Here is a 22,925-nt window from a genome sequence, read left to right as displayed (position 1 = left end):
CTCAGGTGCTCATTGGCTTGGCGGCGCGGGTTGCACCCGCCCTACATTTTTTGTTGTCGCTCCTGCCTACGCAGGAATGACATCGTTTTAAGCAAACTTACGTTTTTCACCCGCACCAAACAAATTGCTATTGCAACGACCGCACAAAGTTGGATGTTCAGCATTCACACCCACATCTGCACGATAGTGCCAGCAGCGTTCGCATTTTTGATACTTGGATGCGTTGACTACTACCGTTTCTTCAGCTTCACTTGCCACTTGTTCGACGCTTGCTGCGGAAGTGATTAAGGCAAATTTCAAATCATCTTCGAGGCTACTCAAAACATTGAATTTATCGCCACTGGCTTTGATCAAGACTTCTGCCTGCAAAGAAGAACCGATCGCGCCAGAAACACGCACTTCTTCTAATTGCTTAGTCACGTCAGCGCGCACGGCACGCAAACTTGCGTATTTCGCTTCCAAGGCTTCGCTATTGGCGATGGCTGGCAGCTCGTAGTAAGTTTGTGTGAAGATAGTTTCGTCGCTGCCTTTGAACGCCTCTGTGCTCGCAAAACTTTGCCATGCTTCTTCCGCTGTGAACGACAAGGTTGGTGCCATTAAACGCAACAAGCTTTGTGTGATGTGCCAGATGGCGGTTTGCGCAGAGCGACGTGCAAACGATGTTGTGCCGCTGGTGTACAAACGATCTTTCAAAATGTCGAGGTAGAAGCCGCCCAAATCTTCAGAGCAGAAGGATTGCAATTTGCTGATCACAGGGTGGAACTCGAAGGCATCGTAGTGCGCCAAGATTTCTTTCTGCAGAGCTGCTGTGTGCGCGATTGCATATTGATCGATCTCGAGCAAATCACTAGTGGCTACAGCGTCTTTGCTGAAGTCGAAGTCTGAGGTGTTCGCCAATAAGAAACGCAAGGTATTACGGATACGACGATAGGCTTCCGTTACGCGCTTCAAGATTTCGTCGGAGATCGAGAGTTCGCCGGAGTAATCGGTTGATGCCACCCACAAACGCAAGATGTCAGCACCTAAAGTATCAAATACTTTTTGTGGCGCGATTACATTGCCTTTGGACTTAGACATTTTTTTGCCTTCGCCATCCACTACGAAACCGTGTGTGAGCAAAGCTTTGTAAGGCGCGTGGCCGTCGAGCATGGATGCTGTCAACAACGAAGAGTGGAACCAGCCACGATGCTGATCGGAGCCTTCGAGGTAGAGATCAGCAGGGTAGGCAGATTGTTCTTTGTGTGAGCCGCGCAAGACCGTGAAATGCGTTGCACCGGAATCGAACCACACGTCTAGCGTGTCGCGATTTTTTTCATACATCGCTGCTTCATCGCCGATCAATTCTTCGACCGTGATGTTTTGCCAGGCTTCGATACCTTCTTTTTCGACACGCTTCGCAATCACTTCTAACAACTCTGGTGTGCGTGGATGGATTTGTCCAGTCTCTTTGTGCAAGAGGAAAGCCATCGGTACGCCCCATTGACGTTGGCGCGACAAAGTCCAATCAGGACGATTCGCGATCATGCCATGCAAACGTGCTTTACCCCAGGATGGGTAGAAGGCAGTTTGATCGATCGCCGCCAAAGCAGTTTCACGCAAACTAGCGCCGCCTGCTTTAGGCGCGTTATCCATGCTGGCAAACCATTGTGATGTCGCACGATAGATAATCGGCGTTTTATGACGCCAGCAGTGCATGTAGCTGTGGTCAAACATTTTGAGTGAGAACAAGGTGCCTGCTTCACGTAGTTTGTCGCAAATAGGCTTGGAGGCTTCCCAGATGGTCATGCCTGCGAAGAACGGTAACCATGATGCATAGCGGCCATCACCCATGACTGGGTTGAGCATGGCGTCGTCTTTCATGCCATGCGCTTTGCAAGACAAAAAGTCTTCGATACCGTATGACGGTGCAGAGTGGACCACGCCCGTACCGGTTTCAGTGCTGACGTAATCGCCCAAGTACACGGGAGACGTGCGATCAAAGCCTTCATGCGTAGATGCTAAAGGATGTTTGAATTGCACCAGTGATAAAGCTTCACCCAAGCAGCTTGCGATGATTTCTGGCTGCAAATTCCAATTTGTGAACGCAGCTTCCACCAAATCTTTCGCCATCAAAATCAAGCAAGGTTCACCATCACGCTCGGTTTTCACCAAGGCGTAAGTGATTTCTGGATGCATGTTCAAGGCTTGGTTGGAAGGGATGGTCCACGGGGTCGTGGTCCAGATCACGCAATAACCTTTGTCGAGTGGCAGTTTGTCTAAGCCGAAAGCTTTGGCTATTTTGGCGTTTTCTTCGCCGCCCACAAATGGGAAGCCAACGTCGATCGATGGATCGCGTTTGTTTTCGTATTCCACTTCAGCTTCCGCTAAGGCAGAGCCGCAATCAAAACACCAGTTCACTGGTTTCAAACCGCGATACACATAGCCTTTGTCAAATAATTGGCCGAGCGCACGGATTTCGTCCGCTTCGTTACCGAAAGCCATCGTCTTGTATGGATTATCCCATTCACCCAATACACCCAAACGGATGAAGTCGGCTTTTTGACGTTCGATTTGTTCTTCTGCATACGCACGTGCCTTGGCTTGCACTTCGGCGACGGGTAAATTCTTGCCGTGCAGTTTTTCAATTTGGATTTCGATCGGCATACCGTGGCAATCCCAGCCCGGCACGTAAGGCGCATCAAAGCCACCCAAGGTGCGCGCTTTGATGATCATGTCTTTCAAGATTTTGTTAACGGCGTGACCGATGTGGATGTCACCATTCGCATACGGAGGACCATCGTGCAAAATGAATTTTGGACGACCTTTGGCTGCTTTGCGTACGCGTTCGTAAATTTTCTTTTCTTGCCAGTTCTTCACCCATTGTGGTTCGCGCTTAGCGAGATCGCCACGCATAGGGAAGGGAGTTTCCGTCATATTGACTGGGTACTTACTTGCCGGCTTACCAGCTTCTTTTTTTGCTTGCTTATCGTTAGACATAGTCGTTTCGCTTCAATTTGAAATCTAAAATCGGTATAAAAATGTTGGATGGGAGAGGACGCTAGGCGTCCTTCAAATTCGGTCTGTAGCGGAGCCGTTGCGTTGCTTGAAATAGCTACGCGCTTGATCGGCATCGCGGTTGATCGCGGCAGTTAAGGTCGCTAAGTCGACATATTTTTCTTCGTCGCGCAGCTTTTGTAAAAACTCGACGTGGATGACCTTGCCATAAGCGTCGACTTGTTGATCGAGAATGTGTGTTTCGAGTAATACCCGACCGCTATCATCCACCGTGGGGCGGACACCCATGCTGGCGACCGCAGGCAAAGGCTGTTCACTCAAACCATGTACTTGCACCACAAAAATGCCCATCACGGCTGGTTTGTGATGGGCGATGCGTAAATTCAAAGTTGGAAATCCTAATGTGCGGCCTAGCTTTTGACCATGCACAACGTGACCAGAAATTTGGTAAGGACGTCCGAGTAAATGTTGTGCTTCATTGAAATTACCTGCCGCCAAGGCAGCTCGTACAGCCGAGGATGAGATGCGTTTACCTTCGCGTTCTACGGTGCTTAAGGTCTGCACTTCAAAACCATAATGTTGTCCGGCTTTTATCAATGTGTTGATGTCGCCAGCCCGTTTGGCACCAAAACGAAAATCATCGCCAACCATCACCAGCTTGACGTGCATGCCTTCGACTAAGACTTTTTGTATAAATTCTTCTGGACTTAGTGCGGCAAAGTGAGCATTGAAATGTTCAACGATGACGCGATCGACGCCCGCCAAATCCAGTGCCGATAAATTATCACGTAAATTGGCGATACGAGTGGGGGCCTTTGATAAGTCGCCCATCATGTGAGCAAAGAAAGCGCGTGGATGTGGTTCAAAACTCATCACCGCTGCTTCGATATTTAGACGCGTGGCGGCTGCGCGCAAGTCGGACAAGAGGGCTTGATGTCCGAGATGTACGCCGTCAAAATTACCAATCGCGAGAGCGCAAGGTGCGCGCGCTGCAGCATTGGGGAGTCCACGGAAAACCTTCATAGGTCAAAAAATCTTATGTAAATTCTTGTGTAAATTGAAAGCCAAGTTGCCTGTCTTGTAGGCGTTTTTGTAAGTGATGACCAGAAAGCCATTAGCTAGACAGTAAATAGGATAACAAAAACCTTTGATTATAAAGGCTTTTCACTCTGAATTTAGCGGTTTTTGCATCGCAATAATTCGCTTATTCATTTGTTGATCTGCACAGACTTACTTTATTGGCGTTGATTTCTTTAAAATGATTGTAGTTGACTGAATTTAAGCCTATTTATCGCGATTTTTCCATGAATTAAGAAATTCTTTGAATGCTAAAGCTTGGTTCATAGGCGCTGGGAAATTTGCTTGATTACGGGTGTTCACGCCATGGCAAGAGGCACAAACCCGAATTTCACCGGCTTTAAAGCTAATCCAGTTACGCTCTCTGACGACGGGATTGCCTTGCGGGTCTGTGGTTTGCCAGCTCAAAGCCCGGCCTGATGGAACCAGTACCGCAGTGGAGCCATCTTGGGCGATTTTGACTGCACCGGTGATAGACGCTCTGTTAGACGCTTTGTTGTCGTTATGTCTTTGATTTAGAGTGTGCAGATTTTCCAAGGGGCGTGCTAGATTGCGACGACCTGGACGGTCAGGGTAGGCGCGTAATTGTTCGGCTTGCACAATTTGAAAATGGCTAATTTGATATAGTTTGCCTTTGGAATTTTTGGCCGATAGCGTTTTGACGCCACCAGGAACTTCCAGATTGAATGGCTGCTGCAAATCAGCGCGATCGCGGCTAGTTTGATCACGCGTAATGATTAAGGCAAGTTGGTTTTTTTGTAGCCAATCACGTAAACTCTGTTCGTCCACTTGAGCTTCTGCGAGTACGGCTTGTTCGGGCGTGTCTAATGGCGCCGACTTATTGGTAGGCGCTTGGCGGGGACGAACTTCAACCGCTTCTAATTCCCATAAATTACCGTCGAAGCTTTGCATTTTTTTGCCATCCCACCACGACACTTTCTTTTTTATGCCTTTGGTCAAATAAGCGCCAGGTTTGTATAAATTATTTGTTGAGTCTAGGCTAAGAAATCGTAGGCGTAAATTATTTAAGCTGGTCTCTGGCTCAGGAGGTAGTTGATTTGAGGTGTGGCTGGATATTAAGCCACCATTCGCCAGTGGTAGGGGATTGCGATAACGACCATCTGCGAGATTGTCGCTTTTGTTGATGGGTGTCACTGCGATGACTTGCATTTGTTCTGGATTCAAACGAGGGTCGCCTTGGACTTTGACGATGCTATCAGTGGCAAAAGAACCCGATTCTCTGGCGTTAATTCCGAAGAACGTGCCTGCCTGTAGTGGATCTTCTTGTAGTTGAAATAGTCCACCTTCACGTCGTAAAGCTAGTCGATTTTGGTGTAAGTTTTGGTCAGTCTTATTGCTCAAATTGGCGTCTTGCAGAAAACTGGGTGTCAAAAAACCATAGCTTAATTCATGCAGGCCGACATGATTTAAGGTTTCTTCGGCGCTACCGTCTTGGTTAATTTGCCAAATCGTGAAAAAGTTGCTGCGGAATGCGCTGACTTCACCATACACACTTTGGCTGCCAACGCGTGATTCAGGAAAGAATTCATCACGGCTATCGAGCTTCCTCGCATTGTTTGATTCATCTGCATAATTAAATGAGCGAAAAGGCAGGGCAACCTGATTGCGCACCGCGTCGCGATCTCGATCTGCTAATTGATCTTGTTGCAGATGATCCCAACGAGTAAAAATGAGGCGACCATAGCTATCGATCAAGGGATTGAATGCGCCGCTCGGTGTGGGGCTTAGTAGTTGCAATTTACCTTGATGCAGTTTCCAAACACCGGTCGTGCTCGCGGTGGCTTCGTATTCGTCTAATTGCGGATAGAGATGCGCTTCACCATTGCGTGGTCGATCTGAAGTAAAAATAATACTGTCGTCGCTAGCGTAGATCGGCGATAAATTGTTATAACGTGTATCTTGTGCTGCGACTTTTTGTATGCGTGCTTTTTGTCCTTTTTCTAACCCACTGATTTCGTAGATTTGCCAGCGTGATTGGTCTACCGCTTCACCCTTGAGAGGTGCGCTCAGTAGTAGGCTAAACAGCGCTTTTTTTCCACTCCAATGTACCGCAGGTTCACGCACCGCAATAGCATTTTTTCCTTGCAGACCATCCATTCCGAGTCCGGCCTCTTTAGTCAAATTTCTGGCGCTACCATCAGGATAATGCAACATTAAATCGCCACCGCGCGGTACTTGATCGGGGCGTGTCATGTGATTGGCAAAGGCAGATAGGCGACCATTTTTGTCGCTAGAAAGCGGCACTTGAGTGACAAATAAAATTGGATAGGCGCGTGTATCTGGTGTAGCTCGCTCGAGTATTTCTGGTGCTAAATTTTGTGCTAAGCCAGAATGAGCAGTCACTTCAGCTTTTGAATTGGGTAGGGTATGTGCCGATTCAGTCTCAGTTGGTGTGCGCTGACAGGCATTGAGCAAACATAGGCACAATATGCTTAGCAGCAAGCGATCACATGGCACACTTTTTAATCTGGTGAATGGTAAATTGGGGACGCTGTGCAATGGAATTTTGAAACAAGCAAGAGTCTTAGGCATAAGAGTAGGGCGCTGACGATTGAGCATACATGTGAGTCTTCAATATGAGCCTTCAATACAAGTCTTGAATATGTACTTTGAATTATCGCAGACCCACGATACTTCGCACTCGAATCTTTATAGGATTGTGGCGCTTTGGGACGAATGCACTTGAATTTTTTGAAAACTTGAGTCAATCTTGATTGTCTTTAAAGACAAACAAAAAAAATAATAAAAATTACCCTAACAAGAACGTAAATTGCAGCATCTCAAATTGAGGAGACAAAATGTCAGAGCTAGATTTAGGAATGAAAAGTAAAAAGAAGCAGCTGCGACCTTATGCTTTAAGTATCGCTTCACTCTTGTTGCTTGGTCTTATTATGGCTGCCTGCGGCGGTGGATCGACTAGTAGTGTGCCGCCAATTAACAACAGTGGAACAGGTACTGGTACTAATCCTGGCTCCGGCACTGGTAATCCTAATGTCGTTGGTCCGCCATGGATGAGTTTTGGTGGTAATGCACAACATGAAGCGCTCTCAGGTGTCGCTACTCAAGCTTTTTCTCGTATTGTGTGGCAGACGCCGGTCGACATGGCCCCGCAATATAATGCACAAGGCTACCTTTTAGTCCATTATGGATCGCCTGTAATCACGGCAAAGAATACGGTTATCTTGCCAGTGAAAACGAGCACAAATCCTACGTACCGAATTGAAGCTCGATCGGCCGATAATGGTGCTTTGATTTGGTCTGAAAATACCGATTATGTGATGCCAGCATTTCGTTGGACTCCGAGTTATAACGCGACATTGAGTGCCAATAATCGCGTCCTCGCTCCAGGCGCTGGCGGCAAGATTTTATATCGAGATGATGCGGATGCCGCGGCGGGAAACTTTAAGTCTTTGGTGTTTTATGGCGATACTATGTACACCGTCAACAAAGCTGCATTAGACAAGGCTGTTACGATTAATACCCCGATTACCAGCGATGCGCAAAATAATATTTACTTTGGTTTTATTGCGACGCCAGGTAATCCTGCTGGATTAAGTAGTGGTATAGCGCGCATTGGTGCTGATGGCAAAGGGACGTGGGTCAGTGTTGCAAGCGCGGCTGGTACTGCGGCTGTTGCAAAAGCCGCGACCAATAGTGCGATTGCAGTTTCGAAAGACCAAAAGACCATTTATGTTGTAGCCAACGACAATATCGCTACCGGGGTGAGACAGACCGGCTATTTGCTAGCGCTCGATAGCACTAGTCTCGCGTTGAAATCCAAGGTTCAATTAATTGATCCAAATGAAAAGGGCCCAGCCAATATTTCCGACGACAGTACCGCATCACCTTTGGTTGCGCCCGATGGTGATGTGTATATCGGCGTTTTAGAACAAACTTATGGGACGCACAATGCGCGTGGTTGGTTATTACACTTCAACGCCGATTTGTCGCAAACTAAAACACCAGGTTCATTTGGTTGGGATATCACGCCATCGTTAGTGCCAGCGAATTTGGTGGCGAGTTACAAAGGAAGTTCGCCTTATTTATTAATGGTGAAATATAACAATTATGAAAGGGCGGGCTCAGGTAATGGTTTGAATGAAATTGCGATTATCGATCCGTTCGCAGAGCAAGTGGATAGAATGTCGCCTGTAAAAACGATGAAGGAAGTTTTAACGCTATTAGGACCAACGCCAGATCCGGCGGTTCCTGGTGGATTCATCGAATGGTGTGTCAATACCGCAGCAGTCGATCCGTTCACGAAATCGGTGATCGTGAATAGTGAAGACGGTATCTTGTATCGCTGGGATTTGACCACGAATAAACTGAGTGAAAAAATACGTTTAACCAGTGGTCTAGGTGAATCTTATACGCCAACGGCAATAGGTGCCGACGGTAAGGTGTACGCAATTAATAATGCGGTGTTATTTGCGATTGGAAAATAGAATATGTAGTTGATAATGCCACTCATCAAAATATTGCAAAACATAAAACCCCAAAACACAATAATTGCCGGGTAGATTGGTTTCTGTCCGGCAAATTTTTTTAATTTGATGTATTCTTGTTTGAGTCTTCATTCCGATCTTCTATAGTGTCAGGATGATCAGAATTAACGCAAGAGGTAATAGTCAAATGTCGATCAATAACGCTACCGAGTTCGGTTCGCAACTTGGTCAAAGGTCAGCTCCGAATGTGACGCCGAATCCGACAAGGATTCCAACACGGAATGCAGAGCAACTCGCCGGTATCAAATTATCCGAACTAATCAGCGCACTGAGTCACGCCTTGGATATTACTGAAGGTCAGCCCGAAGGACATTGCATACGTTGCTGTTGGATAGGTATGCACATAGGTCGCGAGATCAATTTACCCGAAAATCAATTGTGGGATTTGTATTACACCTTGTTGTTAAAAGACCTTGGTTGTAGTAGCAATGCGGCGCGTATTTGCGAACTTTATCTGACTGATGATTTGCAATTTAAACGTGATTTCAAAACCGTCGGTGATAGCTTGCCGCAGGTTTTACATTTTGTTTTGAAACACACAGGTCTTAAGGCGGGTCTCGCTGAGCGTTTTCGTAGCGTACTGACGATCTTGCGCGATGGCAGCGATATCGCGCATGAATTGATCGCCACCCGTTGTCAACGCGGTGCCGAGATTGCCCGATTGTTGCGCTTTTCTGAAGATGTTGCGCTCGGCATTTATAGTCTCGATGAACATTTTAATGGACATGGAAAACCGGAAGGTTTGCGCGGCGAAGCGATTCCTATTTTTGCCCGTATCGCTTTGTTGGCGCAAGTGATTGATGTGTTTCAAATCGCCGATGGTCCAGAGGCCGCCTTGGCTGAAATACGTGAACGATCTGGTGTTTGGTTTGATCCGATTTTGACTGATGCTTTTGAACGTGTCGCAAAAAATCCCGAATTTTGGCATGCACTGAATGCGAAAGATATTGGTAGCAAGGTGTTGACTTTGGAACCTCGCGCGCACGAAGTGCCAGTTGATGATGATTATTTGGATGATATTGCAGCCGCATTTGGGCAGGTAGTTGATTCTAAAAGTCCCTACACCAGCGGTCATAGCGAACGCGTTGCCTTGTACACAGATATGATTGCCGAAGCCTTAGAACTCAGTCCAGAAAGGCGACGTTGGTTAAAACGTGGTGCCTTGTTGCACGATGTAGGCAAACTGGGCGTCAGTAATAGTGTCTTGGATAAAGCTGGAAAACTCGACATTTCGGAGTGGGATGAAGTGAAGTTACATGCGAGCTATACCGAAACCATTTTGTCGCGGATTTCGGTATTTTCTGAATTGGCAAAAGTGGCGGCTTCACATCACGAAAAATTAGATGGCACTGGTTATCCACGCGGATTGAAGGGTGACGAGATTGCTTTAGAAACGCGCATTATCACTACCGCCGATATCTTCGATGCGATTACCGCAGAGCGTCCGTATCGTGGTGCTATTCCCATTCCTAAAACCTTGGAAATGATGGCGGAGAATTTGCATACGGCGATTGATGTCCGTTGCTTTGAGGCTTTGAAAGTGGCAATTGCTAAGTTAGATCATGTTTAGTATCTAGTTTGCGTAAGTCCTGTATAGATAGAAAAATCCAGTGAGCGTTCTTGTAGAGGCTCACTGGATTTTTCTTATTTGTAGCTGCCTAGTTGTATTAGTTCAGACTTTTGTATTATTCGTTAGCCTGACCATCCGAATTTAAATTCTCCCGCGCCCCCTGAGCGTGATGTAAGGCAGAAGACAATTCAACCAATCTCACGAATTCTGCGCGATGACCGAAGCGGTCATTGGCTCGTGCTGAATTGGCCAATGCCAGAATCTCTTTAGGTCCAAAATTCTCTATCAGACTACTACCGCGCAGCCATTGCGCCCAAGCAGCAACCGCAGTCGCGAAACGAAAATCCTGATCTGCGGCGAGGATGTTCGGCGACAGGCTCGCTTGCTGTATCGGTGTTTCTATCAATTGACTTTGTGAACTTCCAGGGGTTTTGTAGCGGAGTTTTAACCACCCGAGTTCTTGCTTGCTGTTGCCCTGAATCGCTTTGTCGGCTTGATAGCGCAAAGGATCAACATTGCCCTTGCTTCCTTGTGACACGATTTCATACAGTGCGGTCACCGTATGACCAGAGCCGATATCGCCGGCATCTACTTTGTCGTCATTGAATTGTTCACGAGCCAGCGCACGTAATTCATAGCCTATCAAACGATATTCTTTAACGAGGGCAGGATTGAATTCCAATTGTAGTTTTAAATCTTGGGCGATGGTCGCTAAGCTTGAGGTGTATTCATTGACTAGCACTTTATGCGCTTCTTGCAGACTGTCTAAATAGTGATAACTGCCATCGCCATTGTCAGCCAGTTTTTTCATCAATGCTTCGTTGTAATTGCTATCGCCTACGCCTAAGGTGCTTAAACTAATACCTGCTTTACGTTCGCGTTCAACCAGAGACTTTAAATCTCTATCGTTGGTGATACCAATATTCAAATCGCCATCGGTCGCCAACAAGACGCGATTAATACTGTCTTTGCTATCTTTAATTTTCGCTGCATGCGCTTGTGCGTAAGCGAGTTTGATACCGGCTTCGCCATTGGTGCCACCTCCCGCCGACAATTGATCAATCGCCAAATTGATTTTGTCTTTCTGATTCCCCGGTGTCGGCGTCAGTACGACTTGTGTGCCGTTCGCATAAGTGACCAAGCTGACACGATCTTGCGCTCTTAATTGTGCCGTTAAAAGTTTTAAAGCACTTTTGACTAAAGGCAAGCGATCTGGCGGTGACATAGAGCCAGACACATCGACTAAGAACACCAAATTCGCGGCTGGTAGACTTTCTTTAGCGATGTCTTTGCCTTTAATAGCAATGCGCAGCAATTGGCGTTTTGCATTCCAAGGCGAAACCGTCAATTGCGTGTTGACGCTGAATGGATGAGCGTCATTCTTATTTGGCAGCGCATAGTCGTAAGAAAAATAATTGACTAACTCTTCCGCTCTTACCGCGTCGGGATGAGGTAATTGACCTTGCTGTATAAAACGTCGTACGTTGGCATAACTACCCGTGTCCACATCCGCACTAAATGTAGAGACGGGATCTTCGGTAACACGCTTCCAACTGTTTTCTTGATAGCTTTGATATTTGGCTGTGTCTTGTGCGCTAGTTTGCACGCTGATCTTAGGCGCTTCACGTAGCGCTGGGGCGTAGCTCTCCGTTTTGCTTGATGTCACCATCAGCTCTGATGGTGGAATATAAACAGCTGGCGGAGCCGCCGGTGATGGCGACGGAGTCATGATCTGCATGGTTCTATATTCGGGCGCTTGTTGTCTCCCTGCCGATTTGCGTAATTCCTGTTGAGGAATTGGGGGCATTTCGTCTACTGTTTGCATCACTAGATTAGCTCTGTGATTCGCGTCTGCTTTCGCTTTAGCATCGTTATTCGATTCAAGTTGGTTAGAGGCGCTGCAGGCCGCCAAAATACTAGATATACCGAGTATTAAAAGGGTATTACGTTGAATTAATCGTGGATGATTTTTGATGTTTTTCATGTTAGCTCCTTTTGGATTGAGAGGCTGATGTGACCGATGGGGCTGATAAGGTTGATATGGCGATATTTAATAGCGCAAGATAAAACTCAATTAAGCGTCCAAACGTATTGCAACTTGGCCCAAGATTTTTCTGGTACTCCGTCGATAGAGCCAGGTTTGAATTTGCATAAACTCAGGCCTTGAATAGCTGCTTTGTCGAGTGCGCGTGAGCCGCTGGATTTTTCTACTTTGCTTTCTAATACGCGCCCATCAAGACCAATCAACATTGCCAGATTCACTGTGCCTTCCTCAGCATTGCGTATTGAGCTGGCGGGGTACTCTGGTTTCTCGCAGGCTGTCGAATCTACCTGCGCGGCGATATGCACAGGTGCACGCGCGGTGGCAACTTCGGCTTTAGCCGAACCGCCAGTCGTTACTTTCGTGGGTTCGAAATCCCTATGCTCAAGCTTGTCATCTTGCTTGACCGTAATGGTCGGCGTGTCATTTTTTGCAATCTCAATGATAGGCGGCTGAATCACAGGAATCGTCGGAATGGTTTTAGGTGGTTCTTTCAGCTTCAGCGGTTCTTCAATTTTTAAGGGAGGGGTTACCTTGACATAGTCGATGATGGTCGGCTGGCGTATGTCAATGACATTGCTCGCTTGCAGACCAAAAACCAGTGCAACTGCATGTAAGGCACCCGCAATCAACAAAGACGACATTTTTTTTCTTGGTGTTTGTTCAAAGCGTGATTGTCCAAACTGTGCATACTCAAGTTGCGCTTGAGCAAAGTTGTAAGTAGCCATGATGAACTCCTGATTTTGTGAATTGTAAAAAATAGTTTTTACCGCCATTGCTAGTTTTACGACGTGCTTTGGAATCTTTGTTGCTCATCGTTGGAAATATAATATGCTAGTTAATAGCAAAAATAAAGGATATTTTTAGAATTTTCTTTGCTTTTAATTGGTCAATAAAACGCTATTTGTAGCTTATTGCTTTCAAATCAAAGACTTAACACTAGGAAAATAATGGAAAAATTTTGCTAGTAACTAGCAAAAAAATTCGAAAAAACTCAAATAAATTACTATTTACTAGTAAAATGACTTCCATAAATGCGCATGCTGAGGTATGCCAGTAAATAGAATCAGGAGAAAAATATGTCAAATCAGGTATCGGTCAGCAATCTTTACAAAAGCTCAGATAAAACGATTCGGGTTCTGTTGGCGGATGATCATCCCATCGTGATGACGGGGTTTGCCATGTCATTGGCGGCAGAAGGCATGGATGTCGTGGGGCAGGCAAAAACACCGCAAGAAGCCGTTGAGCAATATGTCGCCATGCAACCCGATGTGGTCGTGCTGGATATTCGCTTTGGTGCAGAAATGACAGGCTTAGATGCCGCTAAACATATATTGGAAAAGCAGCCAGAAGCGCAAATTGTATTTTTGAGCCAGTTCGATCAAGATGCCTTGATTAAAGAGACGTATCGTTTGGGTGCGAAGGCCTTTGTGACCAAAGACTGTGATCCCGCCGATTTGGCCGTTGCAGTACAAAGAGCGAGTCAGGGCGAGCTGTATTTCATGCCGCAGATCGCCGAACGTCTCGCCAATCTCTCGGTGCGGGGCGATGCTTCACCACAAACCTTATTGGATGAACGTAGTTTGGAAATTTTCAAATTGATGGCAGAAGGTTTAACCAATGTAGAGATCGCCGAAAAGCTCGATCTCTCACAAAAAACCATCAGCAATATCAGCCAAGCCGTGAAAGAAAAACTCGGCATACACCGACCCGCGCTCATTACCAAACTCGCGATGAAACATGGCTTGATCGAGCCGTAGTCCGACCATGACTAGCGATAAAAAATCAGGCGTCCTGACCAGCATTTTGCAATGGCGTAGCTGGAGTATACGGACACGCTTGACCGTAATTGCTGTTTTCCCCGTGGTGTATTTATTTTTCTCGCTAGTTTCTTATTCGTATTACGCTCGTGTCACCGAAGTCGAAGAGGAATTAAATAGCCGCGCAAAAACCATTACCACCGCCTTGGCAGACGGCATTGAATACAACATCACCGCCGGTAATTTGCAGGGCATCAAGCACATGATTTACAGCGTGATCCAATCGGATCGCGGCATCTACAGAATTGATATTTTTGACGCCAATAAAAAAGAACTCAGTCATGTAGAAAATGCCGGTAAAGCAAAGCCAGAAAGTAGTTATGTAGAACTACCGATTCGACGCCATATGGTGTGGGTCAATTTACATACCGAGACCGCCGATGAGTTGGCAAAACTGGATAATTCAAAAGAAAAAAGTCAAGTCTTAGGTTATGTGCGGGTAACGATGACTAAGTCTTATTTACTCAGCAAACAACGCTATCGCTTCGCCATCGAAATGTTGATGTCGGTATTAGCGCTCTCAGTCAGTTCCTGGTTGGCGTGGTATTTGTCGAATAGTTTGACCAAACCTATGCACGGTGCGATTGAAGCCTTGCGTGATATCAGTGCTGGTCGCACCGAAACCCAAATTGAAATTTCAGATGGCGGCGAGATAGGCGAATTGCAAAACTCGATCAACGAGATGGCGCATAACCTGCATCAATCTCAAACACATTTAGAAAACACGGTGGCCGAGCGCACCAAAGAATTAATCGCCTCACGCAATGAAGCGCTTAAAGCGGATGCAGAAAAACGCCGCCTAATTCATAAAGTGAATGCCATCGTGGAAAACGAACGCCAAAGCATCGCGATAGAAATTCACGATGAGCTCAATGCCTCATTGATTGCAGTACGTCTGGAATCAGAGCGTATCGCTAAAATCGCAGCTAAAGCAGCAAGCGATGAGCGATACGTGCCGGTATTTCAGGAGATACAAGACAGGGCAAAAGCGGTGGTTAAGCTGGCACTGGATTTATATGCCAACGGTAGAAATTTGGTTCGTCGATTGCGCCCCGAAGTTTTAGATATGTTGGGTCTAGAAGGCGCGATTGAAGAGATGCTGCGTCTATACAATGCCGCACATGAAGATTGTCATTTTACGTTTTCTTCAGAGGGTGATTTCACCCAACTCGATCCTGACCTTGCTATCTCAGCCTACCGCATCGTGCAAGAAGCCTGTTCCAATGTGCTCAAACACGCACAGGCAAAACAAGTAGAAATCACGCTACAAATGAGCGCCGATCAATCCGTATTGAAAATTATGGTGAGCGACGACGGTCAGGGATTTGATACTAGACAAGTAGCCGATGGCGTAGGTCTCAGCGGCATGCGTGAACGGGTACTGGCCTGGGGCGGTGAATTTGATTTGACCAGTCAGGTCGGCGCGGGGACGAATATTGTGATTGAATTGCCAGTGACGCTGTTGGCTTAAAAAATCGTAGGGTGCGCCACGCGCATCACTTTGGCCAATTTGCATAAATTCTCAAGCAGCTTTTTCCCACTGTAAATGCACCACTTTATAACCCTTTTCTTTTAGCAGCCTGAGCAAAGCAGGTAGGGCTTTTGCCGTGATGGCATTGGCGTCATGCATGAGAATGATGCCACCGCCAGATTTTTCCAAACTCTGCGACAAACGCTTGAGCAAAATCTCGGTCGTATCGTCAGGTAACCAATCGTCTATCGTGGCATCAATGGAAGCGACGGTCATATTATTGGCTTTGAGTGCATCAAGCAGAACTGGAGTCTCTTCCAAATAAGGAAAACGATAGGTGGGTGCGGATTCGTTAAATGTGTCACGATAGATTTTCTGTGCTTTCTTGAGATCCGCCAATTGATCTGCTGGGCTGAGTGTTACTAGACGTTGATGGCTAAAACTATGCAGCCCTGTGGTATGTCCTGCATTTTTTACTTGTCTGGCTAGCGCAGGGTGTTTTTGCAGTTGCTGGCCTATCATAAAAAAACTCGCCTTGCTGCATGCTTCTGCCAGTGCCTTTAACACTAATGGCGTATTCTCTGGTGAAGGTCCATCATCAAAAGTCAGCACCACTTCATTTTTATTTAGGGGCAGAGCCTGATGCTGTTTGGTACCGTACCACGCCGCTTCCCGTTTTAGCGTGATGCTGCGCGCCGTACCTAAACTATTCTTATCGCAGTTTGCAGCCTGCGCAGTTTGCCAGCTTGATAGTAAAAGGCAGAGTATCAACGAGAGTGGTATCTTCATAAGTTCAGGTATTTTATTAATCTTAGATAAAGCTGATGTGTGCCAACAATTGATAGGAATAGCTTTCTGAGGTTGGGGCCGCTGAAAAAAGTAATCCATCATAGGTTGTCATGATGCCGCGATCAAGAATTTTATATTTATCTGCCGCTAATTGATTAAAATGACGAACGTGCAAATGTCATGCTTTTACAAGCTGCTGAAAGTGATTGAAAGAGAACACTATGATAAAAGGATCTTGCCTCTGTGGCGCAGTACATTGGACTTTTGCTGGCGAGCCAGATGGCGCCACGGCTTGCAATTGCACGGCTTGTCGTCGTTACGGTGTTCTGTGGATATACGACTATGAGAATGAAGGTATCAGCGCCAGTGGAGAAACACGCGCCTATGTACGAGGTAAAGCGCTCGCGTTTCATTTTTGTCCGCATTGCGGATGTACGGTATTTTGGCGTAGCTTGCAATTGGACGAACAAGGGCGACGTCGCATGGCCGTCAATGTACGATTGGCAGAGCCAGATGCCGTCGCGCAAATTCCGATTGATCATTTTGATGGGCTCGATACCTTCGATGATTTGCCGCGCGATGGAAAATGTGTGGCTGATTACTGGTTTTGATGAACACAAATACCTATTCCCCTTTAGCACGCAAATGACATGAAAAATTTTCCAAAATATTGGATTTATCTTGCCGGCGTCATCGCCTTGATAGGCGTTGCTATCCACATTGCAGCGATCTTTGGTGGCCCCGAGTGGTACGCGTATTTCGGCGCACCACCGCAGATTGTGCAATCAGCACGCGAAGGCACATGGCTAGCACCCGTCAGCACGATGATCATCACTATATTAATGGCGATCTGTGCAGCGTATGCATTTTCTGCATTGGGCGTGATACAACGCTTACCGCTATTACGCACCGGACTCGCTGGCATGGCGACGGTCTGCTTGATACGGTTCCTGATACTCTGGCCTTTGATGCTCAATCACCCTGAGTTACGTAATACCTTCGAGATCGTGGCTGCCATTGTGTGGGGAATGGCTGGTGTTGGTTTTGTGTTTGGGTTTCGGATGGTGCATAGCCAAAAACGAGCCTAGTCTTAACAAACTAAATGAGATTAGTTAAGCGTAATTGCAACCTCATCAGGAATTCAGGATTAAGTCAAATTTGCGACTCGATACTAACGAGTTTCGTCACAAGTCACCCCAATTTGCTCATCGAGTCGTTTGTTGATAGTGATGCTACAAGAACGCAAAATATCGATGCCTATTAGCGCTTTTTCATCCGCTTTGTCACTGTGTCGTATCGTTTTTAGTAGTACGACGTCGGGCAAAGTGAATTTAGTGCCGCCAAACTCTAGCTTGGTTGGGGTAGTGTTCTTCTGCCCCTTGCTACACCCAGTAACTCCGCGCACAGCACAGTCTTCTTCTATTAGCTGACGATCTAAGTACGCTGCCTCAAATTTGCTGCTGCCGGCACCCGTGTCTATCATGCCCCAGACAGTGTCTTTACCTTCTACTGCGATTGGTGCGAATAGTTTGTTTTTCTTGAACCAATAGGCGATGCTGGTTTTACCCAAAGGAAAAGGATTGTTTGCTGGGTTGACTGTCCAGTGTTTTTGACTGAAGTCTAGCTTGATAGGATTGTCAAAGACCAGTTGAGGAGAAATCATGCCTGCCACACCTAGCTTTGCAAGTTCAGTGTTGTCGGGAATTATCACAACTGTCTTTAGATCTATAGCATGCCCAGCAAGGCTAGCCTGTAAGACAGGTTGCATCTTGATGGGAACAGGCTTGCCTGCATGGTCTTTACCGGTAGCGACGACTGGCAATTGGGATGAGTCTAGGCCGAGTAGCTTGGCGGTGCTCTCGGTAATAACCTGATTACTAGAACCAGTATCGACCATCATCTTGATTTTCTTGTCAGCGACTAGCAATTCCACCGTAAAAAATGAAGCACGTTCATCCCAGTTGAGCGGAATGTTTAAAGTCTTGTTTAGCGGCTCCGTTGCTGCCGCGGGTAAGTTTATCAACGTAGTGAACAGGGCAGAATAAATAGATAAATTAAAACAGGCTTGAAGGAGCTTCATGACGTGATCTTCTAAAAATAGAGTGCCTACTTTGATTCAAGAGATTCAGAATGGTTCAATAGGATAAGACTATTAACGCGACAGCGATGGCTAACACCGGCAACTTTCATCAAAGTGTGAGTAGAATGCGCCCATTCATTGAAGTACACTCTCTCATCGGGAATAAATTTTCATGCAGACATGATCAGTTAAATGTAGTCGTATCGACGGCGGTACTACGAGCAATCAATTAAGCTAATTCGGTGACAGTATCTACAAGGCTATAAAATTAATCGTATTTGGGATGCATCAAAAATTAAAGTTGAATCTCTTGGAAAGTAAACAATGAATTTTTTTGACAAATTGTTTCAACGAAAGCCTGTAGTGGATTTGGACGAGCTTAATCGAAATTTGGCTCCCAAATTAGAAAAAATAAGGCGTCCTGCTGTAAGCCTGTGTAAAACAGTGGAGAAAAGAAATTCGAAATTTGGTGGGCAACCAACTGCAAACAGTAGTGTATTTGAATGGCCTAGAGATAATGGAAAACCGTTAGCGTTTCTTGGACAATTAGACTTGGCTGAAATTGCTAAAGTGTATCAATATGATTGGCTCGGAGATCGAGGTTCGCTCTTGTTCTTTTATGATATCGTCGAAATGCCATGGGGCTTCGATCCAAAAGATAAGGGAAAATGGCGCGTTATATTTCAAGCCGAGCCAAATAATACAATTAGTTATCCTGAGGATCTAACTACTGAGAGTCGATTAAACGAAATTTATGTTTCGCCAAAATTGGTACAAATACTTCCAAATTTTGATGATCCTGCTGTAGAGGCACTTTGCCTTTCTGACGATGAGGTCGATGCATATATTGATTGGGATGATGGTGTTAGCAGCTCACATCATCAAGTTGGAGGTTATCCGAAACCTGTTCAAGGTAATCATATGGAATTGGAATCTCAATTGGCGTCAAACGGAATCTACCTTGGTGGCGTAGAGGGGTATGAAAGTGACGCAGCAAAAAAACTTGAATCAGGTGCTAGAGATTGGAAATTGTTGTTTCAGTTTGATTCTGATGACGATTTGGGCGTCATGTGGGGAGATTGCGGAAGGATTTATTTTTGGGTGCAAGAACAAAAGGCAAAGCAAAATGATTTTGAGAGTTGTTGGCTTGTACTGCAATGTGGTTGACTCGACGAGCTACTTATTCCGCTGAGACGATACGGATTATGAATATTCGCAAAAGGATTTTAATGCAAATTGCTTATTTAATTCATCGTGGCGAAGAGTTTGAGTTTGTTGATGGCAAACGTCGATATGAAGGAGTCTGCCTTTGGTCGTGGCAGGAAATACAAAATGAACTTCCCAAGCGAATTAGTCCTATTTATATTTACGCAGAATCGATTCGACGCGTGGGTATTTGGCGATTTATTCCTCTAAGTAAAGCTCGAAAACTTAGCATTGCATATCAATCTAAAATTTTGTTAAATAGTCCTGACTCAAATCTCACTTTTGAAGTGGTTGAGTTTTAGTCATAGTAAAAGCTTTGGCTATGCTTCACCCCCGCCGCCCCTTACGCTTCTCCAACTTACACTCCTGCGTAGCAATAATCTGATTATTGCTATCCACGGTTTCTAGATACACATCAAATCCCCACAGCCGCGCGACGTGTTTTAATACTTCTGAAGTTTGATTGTTTAAGGGGCGACGTAAGTATTGATTGTGGCGTAGGGTGAGGGCGCGGTCGCCTTTTAGGTCGACTGACCAGACTTGGATATTCGGTTCGCGATTGCCGAGATTGTATTGTCCCGCTAATTGTTGGCGTATGCTGTGGTAGCCGGCTTCGTCGTGGATGGCGGAGACGCTGAGGGTTTTTTTGCTGTCGTCGTCTAAGATGGCGAAGAAGTGAAAATCGCGTATCAGTTTAGGCGACAGATATTGCGCGATGAAGCTTTCGTCTTTGAAATTGCGCATGGCGAAGTGCAGGGTATTTAACCAGTCACTGCCAGCGATATCGGGGAACCAGCGTCGATCTTCTTCGGTCGGATGTTCGCAGATGCGGCGGATGTCGCTCATCATGGCGAAGCCCAGCGCGTACGGGTTGATGCCATTGTAGTATTTGCTGCTGACCGGTGCTTGGTAGATGACATTGGTGTGGCTCTGCAAAAATTCCATCATGAAGCCATCGCCGACGATGCCTTCCTCAAATAGCTGGTACAAAATCGTGTAATGCCAAAAGGTCGCCCAGCCTTCGTTCATGACTTGCGTTTGTCTTTGCGGATAAAAGTATTGCGAAATCTTGCGGATGATGCGGATGATGCGGATGATCTCTCTTTCCCACGGTTGTAGCAAGGGCGAATATTTTTCGATGAAATAGAGTAGATTTTCTTGTGGCTCTTCGGGGTAGCGACGAACTTCTTCTTCGCTCACCACATTTTCGCGACGCGGGACGGTGCGCCAGAGATCATTGACTTGTGATTGTAAATAGCGCTCGCGTTCTTCTTGTCTTTCTTTTTCTTCGGCGAGGGAAATTTTGGCAGGTCGTTTGTAGCGATCTACGCCGTAGTTTTGTAGCGCGTGACAAGAGTCAATTAAGAGTTCGACCGCTTCTATTCCATAGCGTTGTTCGCAATCGCTGATGTATTGTTTGGCGAAGACCATGTAATCAATAATCGCATCGGCATCGGTCCAAGTGCGGAATAGGTAATTGCCTTTGAAGAAGGAGTTGTGTCCATAGGCAGCGTGCGCGATCACCAGCGTTTGCATGGTCAGGCTGTTTTCTTCCATCAAATACGCGATGCAGGGATTTGAGTTGATGACGATCTCATACGCCAGCCCCATGTGACCGCGCTTATAGCTTTTTTCGGTCGATAAAAAATGTTTACCGAATGACCAATGGTTGTACGAGACGGGCATACCGACCGAGGCGTAGGCGTCCATCATTTGTTCGGCGGTGATGATTTCTAGCTGATTTGGGTAGGTATCTAATTCAAAATGTTTGGCAACGCGCGCAACTTCTTCGTGGGCTTGTTCGATTAGTTCAAACGTCCATTCGGATTGATCTGGCAAGCGTCGTGGGTTGCGCGGTTTGCTTGTCGCATCCTCAATTTTTTTATCTTGATCGGCGTTGTGGCTATTCATGAAAATGTCCTCTCAGCCTCATTTTTTTTGTTTTTTAAAGAGTTCTCTAAACACAGGATAGATGTCAGCAGGCTCCTCGATTTTTTGCATAGCGAAGTGGGACTTTTGTTCTTTGACTTGTGTATACTCTTGCCACAGATTTTGTGGCTCGCCGTCGGTGATCTCGACGTAGGCGTAGTACTGCACCATGGGCATGATGGTGTTGAGCAGGATTTGTTTGCAGATGACGGAATCATTGTCCCAGTTGTCACCATCCGATGCTTGTGCGACGTAGGCATTCCAATCGCTGGAGGCGTAGCGGGTTTGTATAACCTCGGTCAACAGGCGCAGCGCAGAGGAGACGATGGTGCCGCCTGATTCGCGTGAGTGAAAGAATTCATGCTCATCGACTTCGAGCGCAGAAGTGTGATGGCGGATGAAGACGACTTCAATTTTTTCGTAAGCGCGTTGCAGGAAAAGATAGAGCAAAATGAAGAAGCGTTTGGCGATATCTTTTTTCTTTTCATCCATAGAGCCAGAAACATCGAGTAGACAAAACATCACGGCCTGCGTGCTGGGTTTAGGAACTTTGATGCGATTGCTGTAGCGCAGGTCAAAAGGATCGATAAAGGGAATGGCGAGCAAACGCGTGCGCAGATGATGAATCTCTTGGCGCAGTGCGAGAATTCTGGGGTCTTGGTTGTCGCTGGTTTCGGCGAGTAATTTTGCTAGTTCTTCTTCGGCTTTTTTCAAGCGTTTACTCGATTTGCCGCCTACCGCGATACGCCTACCCAAGGCACCACGTAATGAACGCAAAACGTGTAAAGACGATGCCGTGCCGGTAGTGCTATAACCTGCGCGTTGATTTTTAAAATCGGTGATGGCGGTAAGCTGGGTTTTGACCAGATTCGGTAACTCTAAATCTTCAAAAAAATAATTGAGGAATTCTTCGCGGCTGATTTGGAATACAAAATCATCTTCGCTGATTTCTTCGCTATTGCCTGCTTGCCCCTGGCCTTTACCTGCGCCACCTTTGGGGCGTTCGATCTGATCACCCGTTTGGTATTGATCGTTGCCGGGATTAACGCTTTCCCACACGCCGCCTTGCGCGTGTCCAAAATTAGGTTCATTCACATCTTTGACGGGGATCGCGATTTTCTCGCCGCTATCCATGTCGGTGATGGAACGGCCTTTGGTAGCGCGCGTGACGGCGTCTTTGATCTGGCCTTTGTAGCGACGCAAAAAACGCTCGCGGTTTGGGGCCGATTTGTTTTTACCTTGAACTCGTCTGTCGATTAGATGTACCAATTTGTGCTCCCGAACAAGTTCTGTTTTTGCTGCTTTGGCGTTGCCTTTGCTCCCTTCTCCCGCAAGCGGGAGAAGGGTTGGGGATGAGGGGGATTCAGATATCCGTTTGCTCATTGCTTGCAAACCTCAGTCGCTGAAATTGTTATCATTGAT

Annotated in this window: 17 protein-coding genes; 8 read left to right on the top strand and 9 right to left on the bottom strand. The window is 46.3% G+C overall.

Going from position 1 to position 22,925, the window contains the following annotated elements; all coding sequences use genetic code 11:
- Positions 1-87: 87 nt before the first annotated feature.
- The 3 genes from ileS to ACFFJH_RS16610 form a co-directional block, all read right to left on the bottom strand.
- A complete protein-coding gene (gene ileS, locus ACFFJH_RS16620) occupies positions 88-2,976 on the bottom strand; it encodes an isoleucine--tRNA ligase (protein WP_390214063.1) in 2,889 nt (962 codons plus the stop codon).
- Between the two features lie 72 nt (positions 2,977-3,048).
- Positions 3,049-4,017 carry a bifunctional riboflavin kinase/FAD synthetase gene (locus tag ACFFJH_RS16615; protein WP_390214062.1) on the bottom strand — a complete coding sequence of 323 codons (969 nt, stop codon included), beginning with the start codon at positions 4,015-4,017 and terminating at the stop codon, positions 3,049-3,051.
- Between the two features lie 261 nt (positions 4,018-4,278).
- Positions 4,279-6,624, bottom strand: coding sequence for an HzsA-related protein (locus ACFFJH_RS16610; protein ID WP_390214061.1), 2,346 nt, complete (start codon positions 6,622-6,624; stop codon positions 4,279-4,281).
- A gap of 266 nt (positions 6,625-6,890) precedes the next feature.
- Between ACFFJH_RS16610 and ACFFJH_RS16605 the strand changes: the two genes are divergently transcribed.
- Both ACFFJH_RS16605 and ACFFJH_RS16600 read left to right on the top strand, forming a co-directional pair.
- A complete protein-coding gene (locus tag ACFFJH_RS16605) occupies positions 6,891-8,537 on the top strand; it encodes a hypothetical protein (protein ID WP_390214060.1) in 1,647 nt (548 codons plus the stop codon).
- 187 nt (positions 8,538-8,724) lie between these two features.
- Positions 8,725-10,167: an HD-GYP domain-containing protein gene (locus ACFFJH_RS16600; protein WP_390214059.1), complete on the top strand. Its 1,443-nt coding sequence runs from the start codon at positions 8,725-8,727 to the stop codon at positions 10,165-10,167.
- 115 nt (positions 10,168-10,282) lie between these two features.
- Here ACFFJH_RS16600 and ACFFJH_RS16595 read toward each other — a convergent pair whose 3' ends face one another.
- Entirely contained in the window at positions 10,283-12,151 is a 1,869-nt protein-coding gene (locus ACFFJH_RS16595) for a vWA domain-containing protein (protein WP_390214058.1), read from the bottom strand.
- 86 nt (positions 12,152-12,237) lie between these two features.
- Complete coding sequence (locus ACFFJH_RS16590; RefSeq protein ID WP_390214057.1) at positions 12,238-12,936, bottom strand: energy transducer TonB; 699 nt, start codon at positions 12,934-12,936, stop codon at positions 12,238-12,240.
- 351 nt (positions 12,937-13,287) lie between these two features.
- Between ACFFJH_RS16590 and ACFFJH_RS16585 the strand changes: the two genes are divergently transcribed.
- Both ACFFJH_RS16585 and ACFFJH_RS16580 read left to right on the top strand, forming a co-directional pair.
- Complete coding sequence (locus tag ACFFJH_RS16585) at positions 13,288-13,968, top strand: response regulator transcription factor (RefSeq protein ID WP_390214056.1); 681 nt, start codon at positions 13,288-13,290, stop codon at positions 13,966-13,968.
- A 7-nt stretch (positions 13,969-13,975) separates the two neighbouring features.
- Complete coding sequence (locus ACFFJH_RS16580) at positions 13,976-15,499, top strand: sensor histidine kinase (protein ID WP_390214055.1); 1,524 nt, start codon at positions 13,976-13,978, stop codon at positions 15,497-15,499.
- A gap of 51 nt (positions 15,500-15,550) precedes the next feature.
- Here ACFFJH_RS16580 and ACFFJH_RS16575 read toward each other — a convergent pair whose 3' ends face one another.
- Positions 15,551-16,288 (bottom strand): polysaccharide deacetylase family protein, encoded by a 738-nt coding sequence (locus ACFFJH_RS16575; RefSeq protein ID WP_390214054.1) that lies wholly within the window; start codon positions 16,286-16,288, stop codon positions 15,551-15,553.
- A gap of 221 nt (positions 16,289-16,509) precedes the next feature.
- On the opposite strand from ACFFJH_RS16575, the gene ACFFJH_RS16570 reads away from it, so the two are divergent.
- Together ACFFJH_RS16570 and ACFFJH_RS16565 are read left to right on the top strand one after the other, a co-directional pair.
- Positions 16,510-16,899: a GFA family protein gene (locus ACFFJH_RS16570; RefSeq protein WP_390214053.1), complete on the top strand. Its 390-nt coding sequence runs from the start codon at positions 16,510-16,512 to the stop codon at positions 16,897-16,899.
- Positions 16,900-16,938: 39 nt separating this feature from the next.
- Positions 16,939-17,376 (top strand): hypothetical protein, encoded by a 438-nt coding sequence (locus ACFFJH_RS16565; RefSeq protein WP_390214052.1) that lies wholly within the window; start codon positions 16,939-16,941, stop codon positions 17,374-17,376.
- Between the two features lie 83 nt (positions 17,377-17,459).
- On the opposite strand, the gene ACFFJH_RS16560 is transcribed toward ACFFJH_RS16565, so the two are convergent.
- Positions 17,460-18,368, bottom strand: a complete 909-nt coding sequence (locus ACFFJH_RS16560; RefSeq protein WP_390214051.1) for an aspartyl protease family protein — start codon at positions 18,366-18,368, stop codon at positions 17,460-17,462.
- 324 nt (positions 18,369-18,692) lie between these two features.
- Here ACFFJH_RS16560 and ACFFJH_RS16555 point away from each other — a divergent pair, with 324 nt between their 5' ends.
- A complete protein-coding gene (locus tag ACFFJH_RS16555) occupies positions 18,693-19,535 on the top strand; it encodes a YwqG family protein (RefSeq protein WP_390214050.1) in 843 nt (280 codons plus the stop codon).
- A 38-nt stretch (positions 19,536-19,573) separates the two neighbouring features.
- Complete coding sequence (locus ACFFJH_RS16550; protein ID WP_390214049.1) at positions 19,574-19,876, top strand: hypothetical protein; 303 nt, start codon at positions 19,574-19,576, stop codon at positions 19,874-19,876.
- 25 nt (positions 19,877-19,901) lie between these two features.
- Here the strand turns inward: ACFFJH_RS16550 and ACFFJH_RS16545 are convergent, their stop codons facing one another.
- Both ACFFJH_RS16545 and ACFFJH_RS16540 read right to left on the bottom strand, forming a co-directional pair.
- Complete coding sequence (locus ACFFJH_RS16545; RefSeq protein WP_390214048.1) at positions 19,902-21,485, bottom strand: SpoVR family protein; 1,584 nt, start codon at positions 21,483-21,485, stop codon at positions 19,902-19,904.
- An 18-nt stretch (positions 21,486-21,503) separates the two neighbouring features.
- The gene (locus ACFFJH_RS16540) at positions 21,504-22,772 is read right to left on the bottom strand and encodes a YeaH/YhbH family protein (RefSeq protein ID WP_390214047.1); all 1,269 of its coding nucleotides are present in this window, start codon (positions 22,770-22,772) and stop codon (positions 21,504-21,506) included.
- Between the last annotated feature and the right edge of the window lie 153 nt (positions 22,773-22,925).

This window comes from Affinundibacterium danionis (assembly GCF_042432465.1).
Classification (GTDB): domain Bacteria; phylum Pseudomonadota; class Gammaproteobacteria; order Burkholderiales; family Burkholderiaceae_D; genus Undibacterium; species Undibacterium danionis.
The sequence above is the reverse complement of the archived record's forward strand: the minus strand, read 5'-3'. Positions and strand labels throughout refer to the sequence as shown.

What these genes read in the sequence shown, in the direction of transcription:
- ileS (WP_390214063.1), bottom strand. Translation starts at nt 2,976, where the DNA reads ATGTCTAACGATAAGCAAGCAAAAAAAGAAGCTGGTAAGCCGGCAAGT.
- ACFFJH_RS16615 (WP_390214062.1), bottom strand. Translation starts at nt 4,017, where the DNA reads ATGAAGGTTTTCCGTGGACTCCCCAATGCTGCAGCGCGCGCACCTTGC.
- ACFFJH_RS16610 (WP_390214061.1), bottom strand. Translation starts at nt 6,624, where the DNA reads ATGCCTAAGACTCTTGCTTGTTTCAAAATTCCATTGCACAGCGTCCCC.
- ACFFJH_RS16605 (WP_390214060.1), top strand. Translation starts at nt 6,891, where the DNA reads ATGTCAGAGCTAGATTTAGGAATGAAAAGTAAAAAGAAGCAGCTGCGA.
- ACFFJH_RS16600 (WP_390214059.1), top strand. Translation starts at nt 8,725, where the DNA reads ATGTCGATCAATAACGCTACCGAGTTCGGTTCGCAACTTGGTCAAAGG.
- ACFFJH_RS16595 (WP_390214058.1), bottom strand. Translation starts at nt 12,151, where the DNA reads ATGAAAAACATCAAAAATCATCCACGATTAATTCAACGTAATACCCTT.
- ACFFJH_RS16590 (WP_390214057.1), bottom strand. Translation starts at nt 12,936, where the DNA reads ATGGCTACTTACAACTTTGCTCAAGCGCAACTTGAGTATGCACAGTTT.
- ACFFJH_RS16585 (WP_390214056.1), top strand. Translation starts at nt 13,288, where the DNA reads ATGTCAAATCAGGTATCGGTCAGCAATCTTTACAAAAGCTCAGATAAA.
- ACFFJH_RS16580 (WP_390214055.1), top strand. Translation starts at nt 13,976, where the DNA reads ATGACTAGCGATAAAAAATCAGGCGTCCTGACCAGCATTTTGCAATGG.
- ACFFJH_RS16575 (WP_390214054.1), bottom strand. Translation starts at nt 16,288, where the DNA reads ATGAAGATACCACTCTCGTTGATACTCTGCCTTTTACTATCAAGCTGG.
- ACFFJH_RS16570 (WP_390214053.1), top strand. Translation starts at nt 16,510, where the DNA reads ATGATAAAAGGATCTTGCCTCTGTGGCGCAGTACATTGGACTTTTGCT.
- ACFFJH_RS16565 (WP_390214052.1), top strand. Translation starts at nt 16,939, where the DNA reads ATGAAAAATTTTCCAAAATATTGGATTTATCTTGCCGGCGTCATCGCC.
- ACFFJH_RS16560 (WP_390214051.1), bottom strand. Translation starts at nt 18,368, where the DNA reads ATGAAGCTCCTTCAAGCCTGTTTTAATTTATCTATTTATTCTGCCCTG.
- ACFFJH_RS16555 (WP_390214050.1), top strand. Translation starts at nt 18,693, where the DNA reads ATGAATTTTTTTGACAAATTGTTTCAACGAAAGCCTGTAGTGGATTTG.
- ACFFJH_RS16550 (WP_390214049.1), top strand. Translation starts at nt 19,574, where the DNA reads ATGAATATTCGCAAAAGGATTTTAATGCAAATTGCTTATTTAATTCAT.
- ACFFJH_RS16545 (WP_390214048.1), bottom strand. Translation starts at nt 21,485, where the DNA reads ATGAATAGCCACAACGCCGATCAAGATAAAAAAATTGAGGATGCGACA.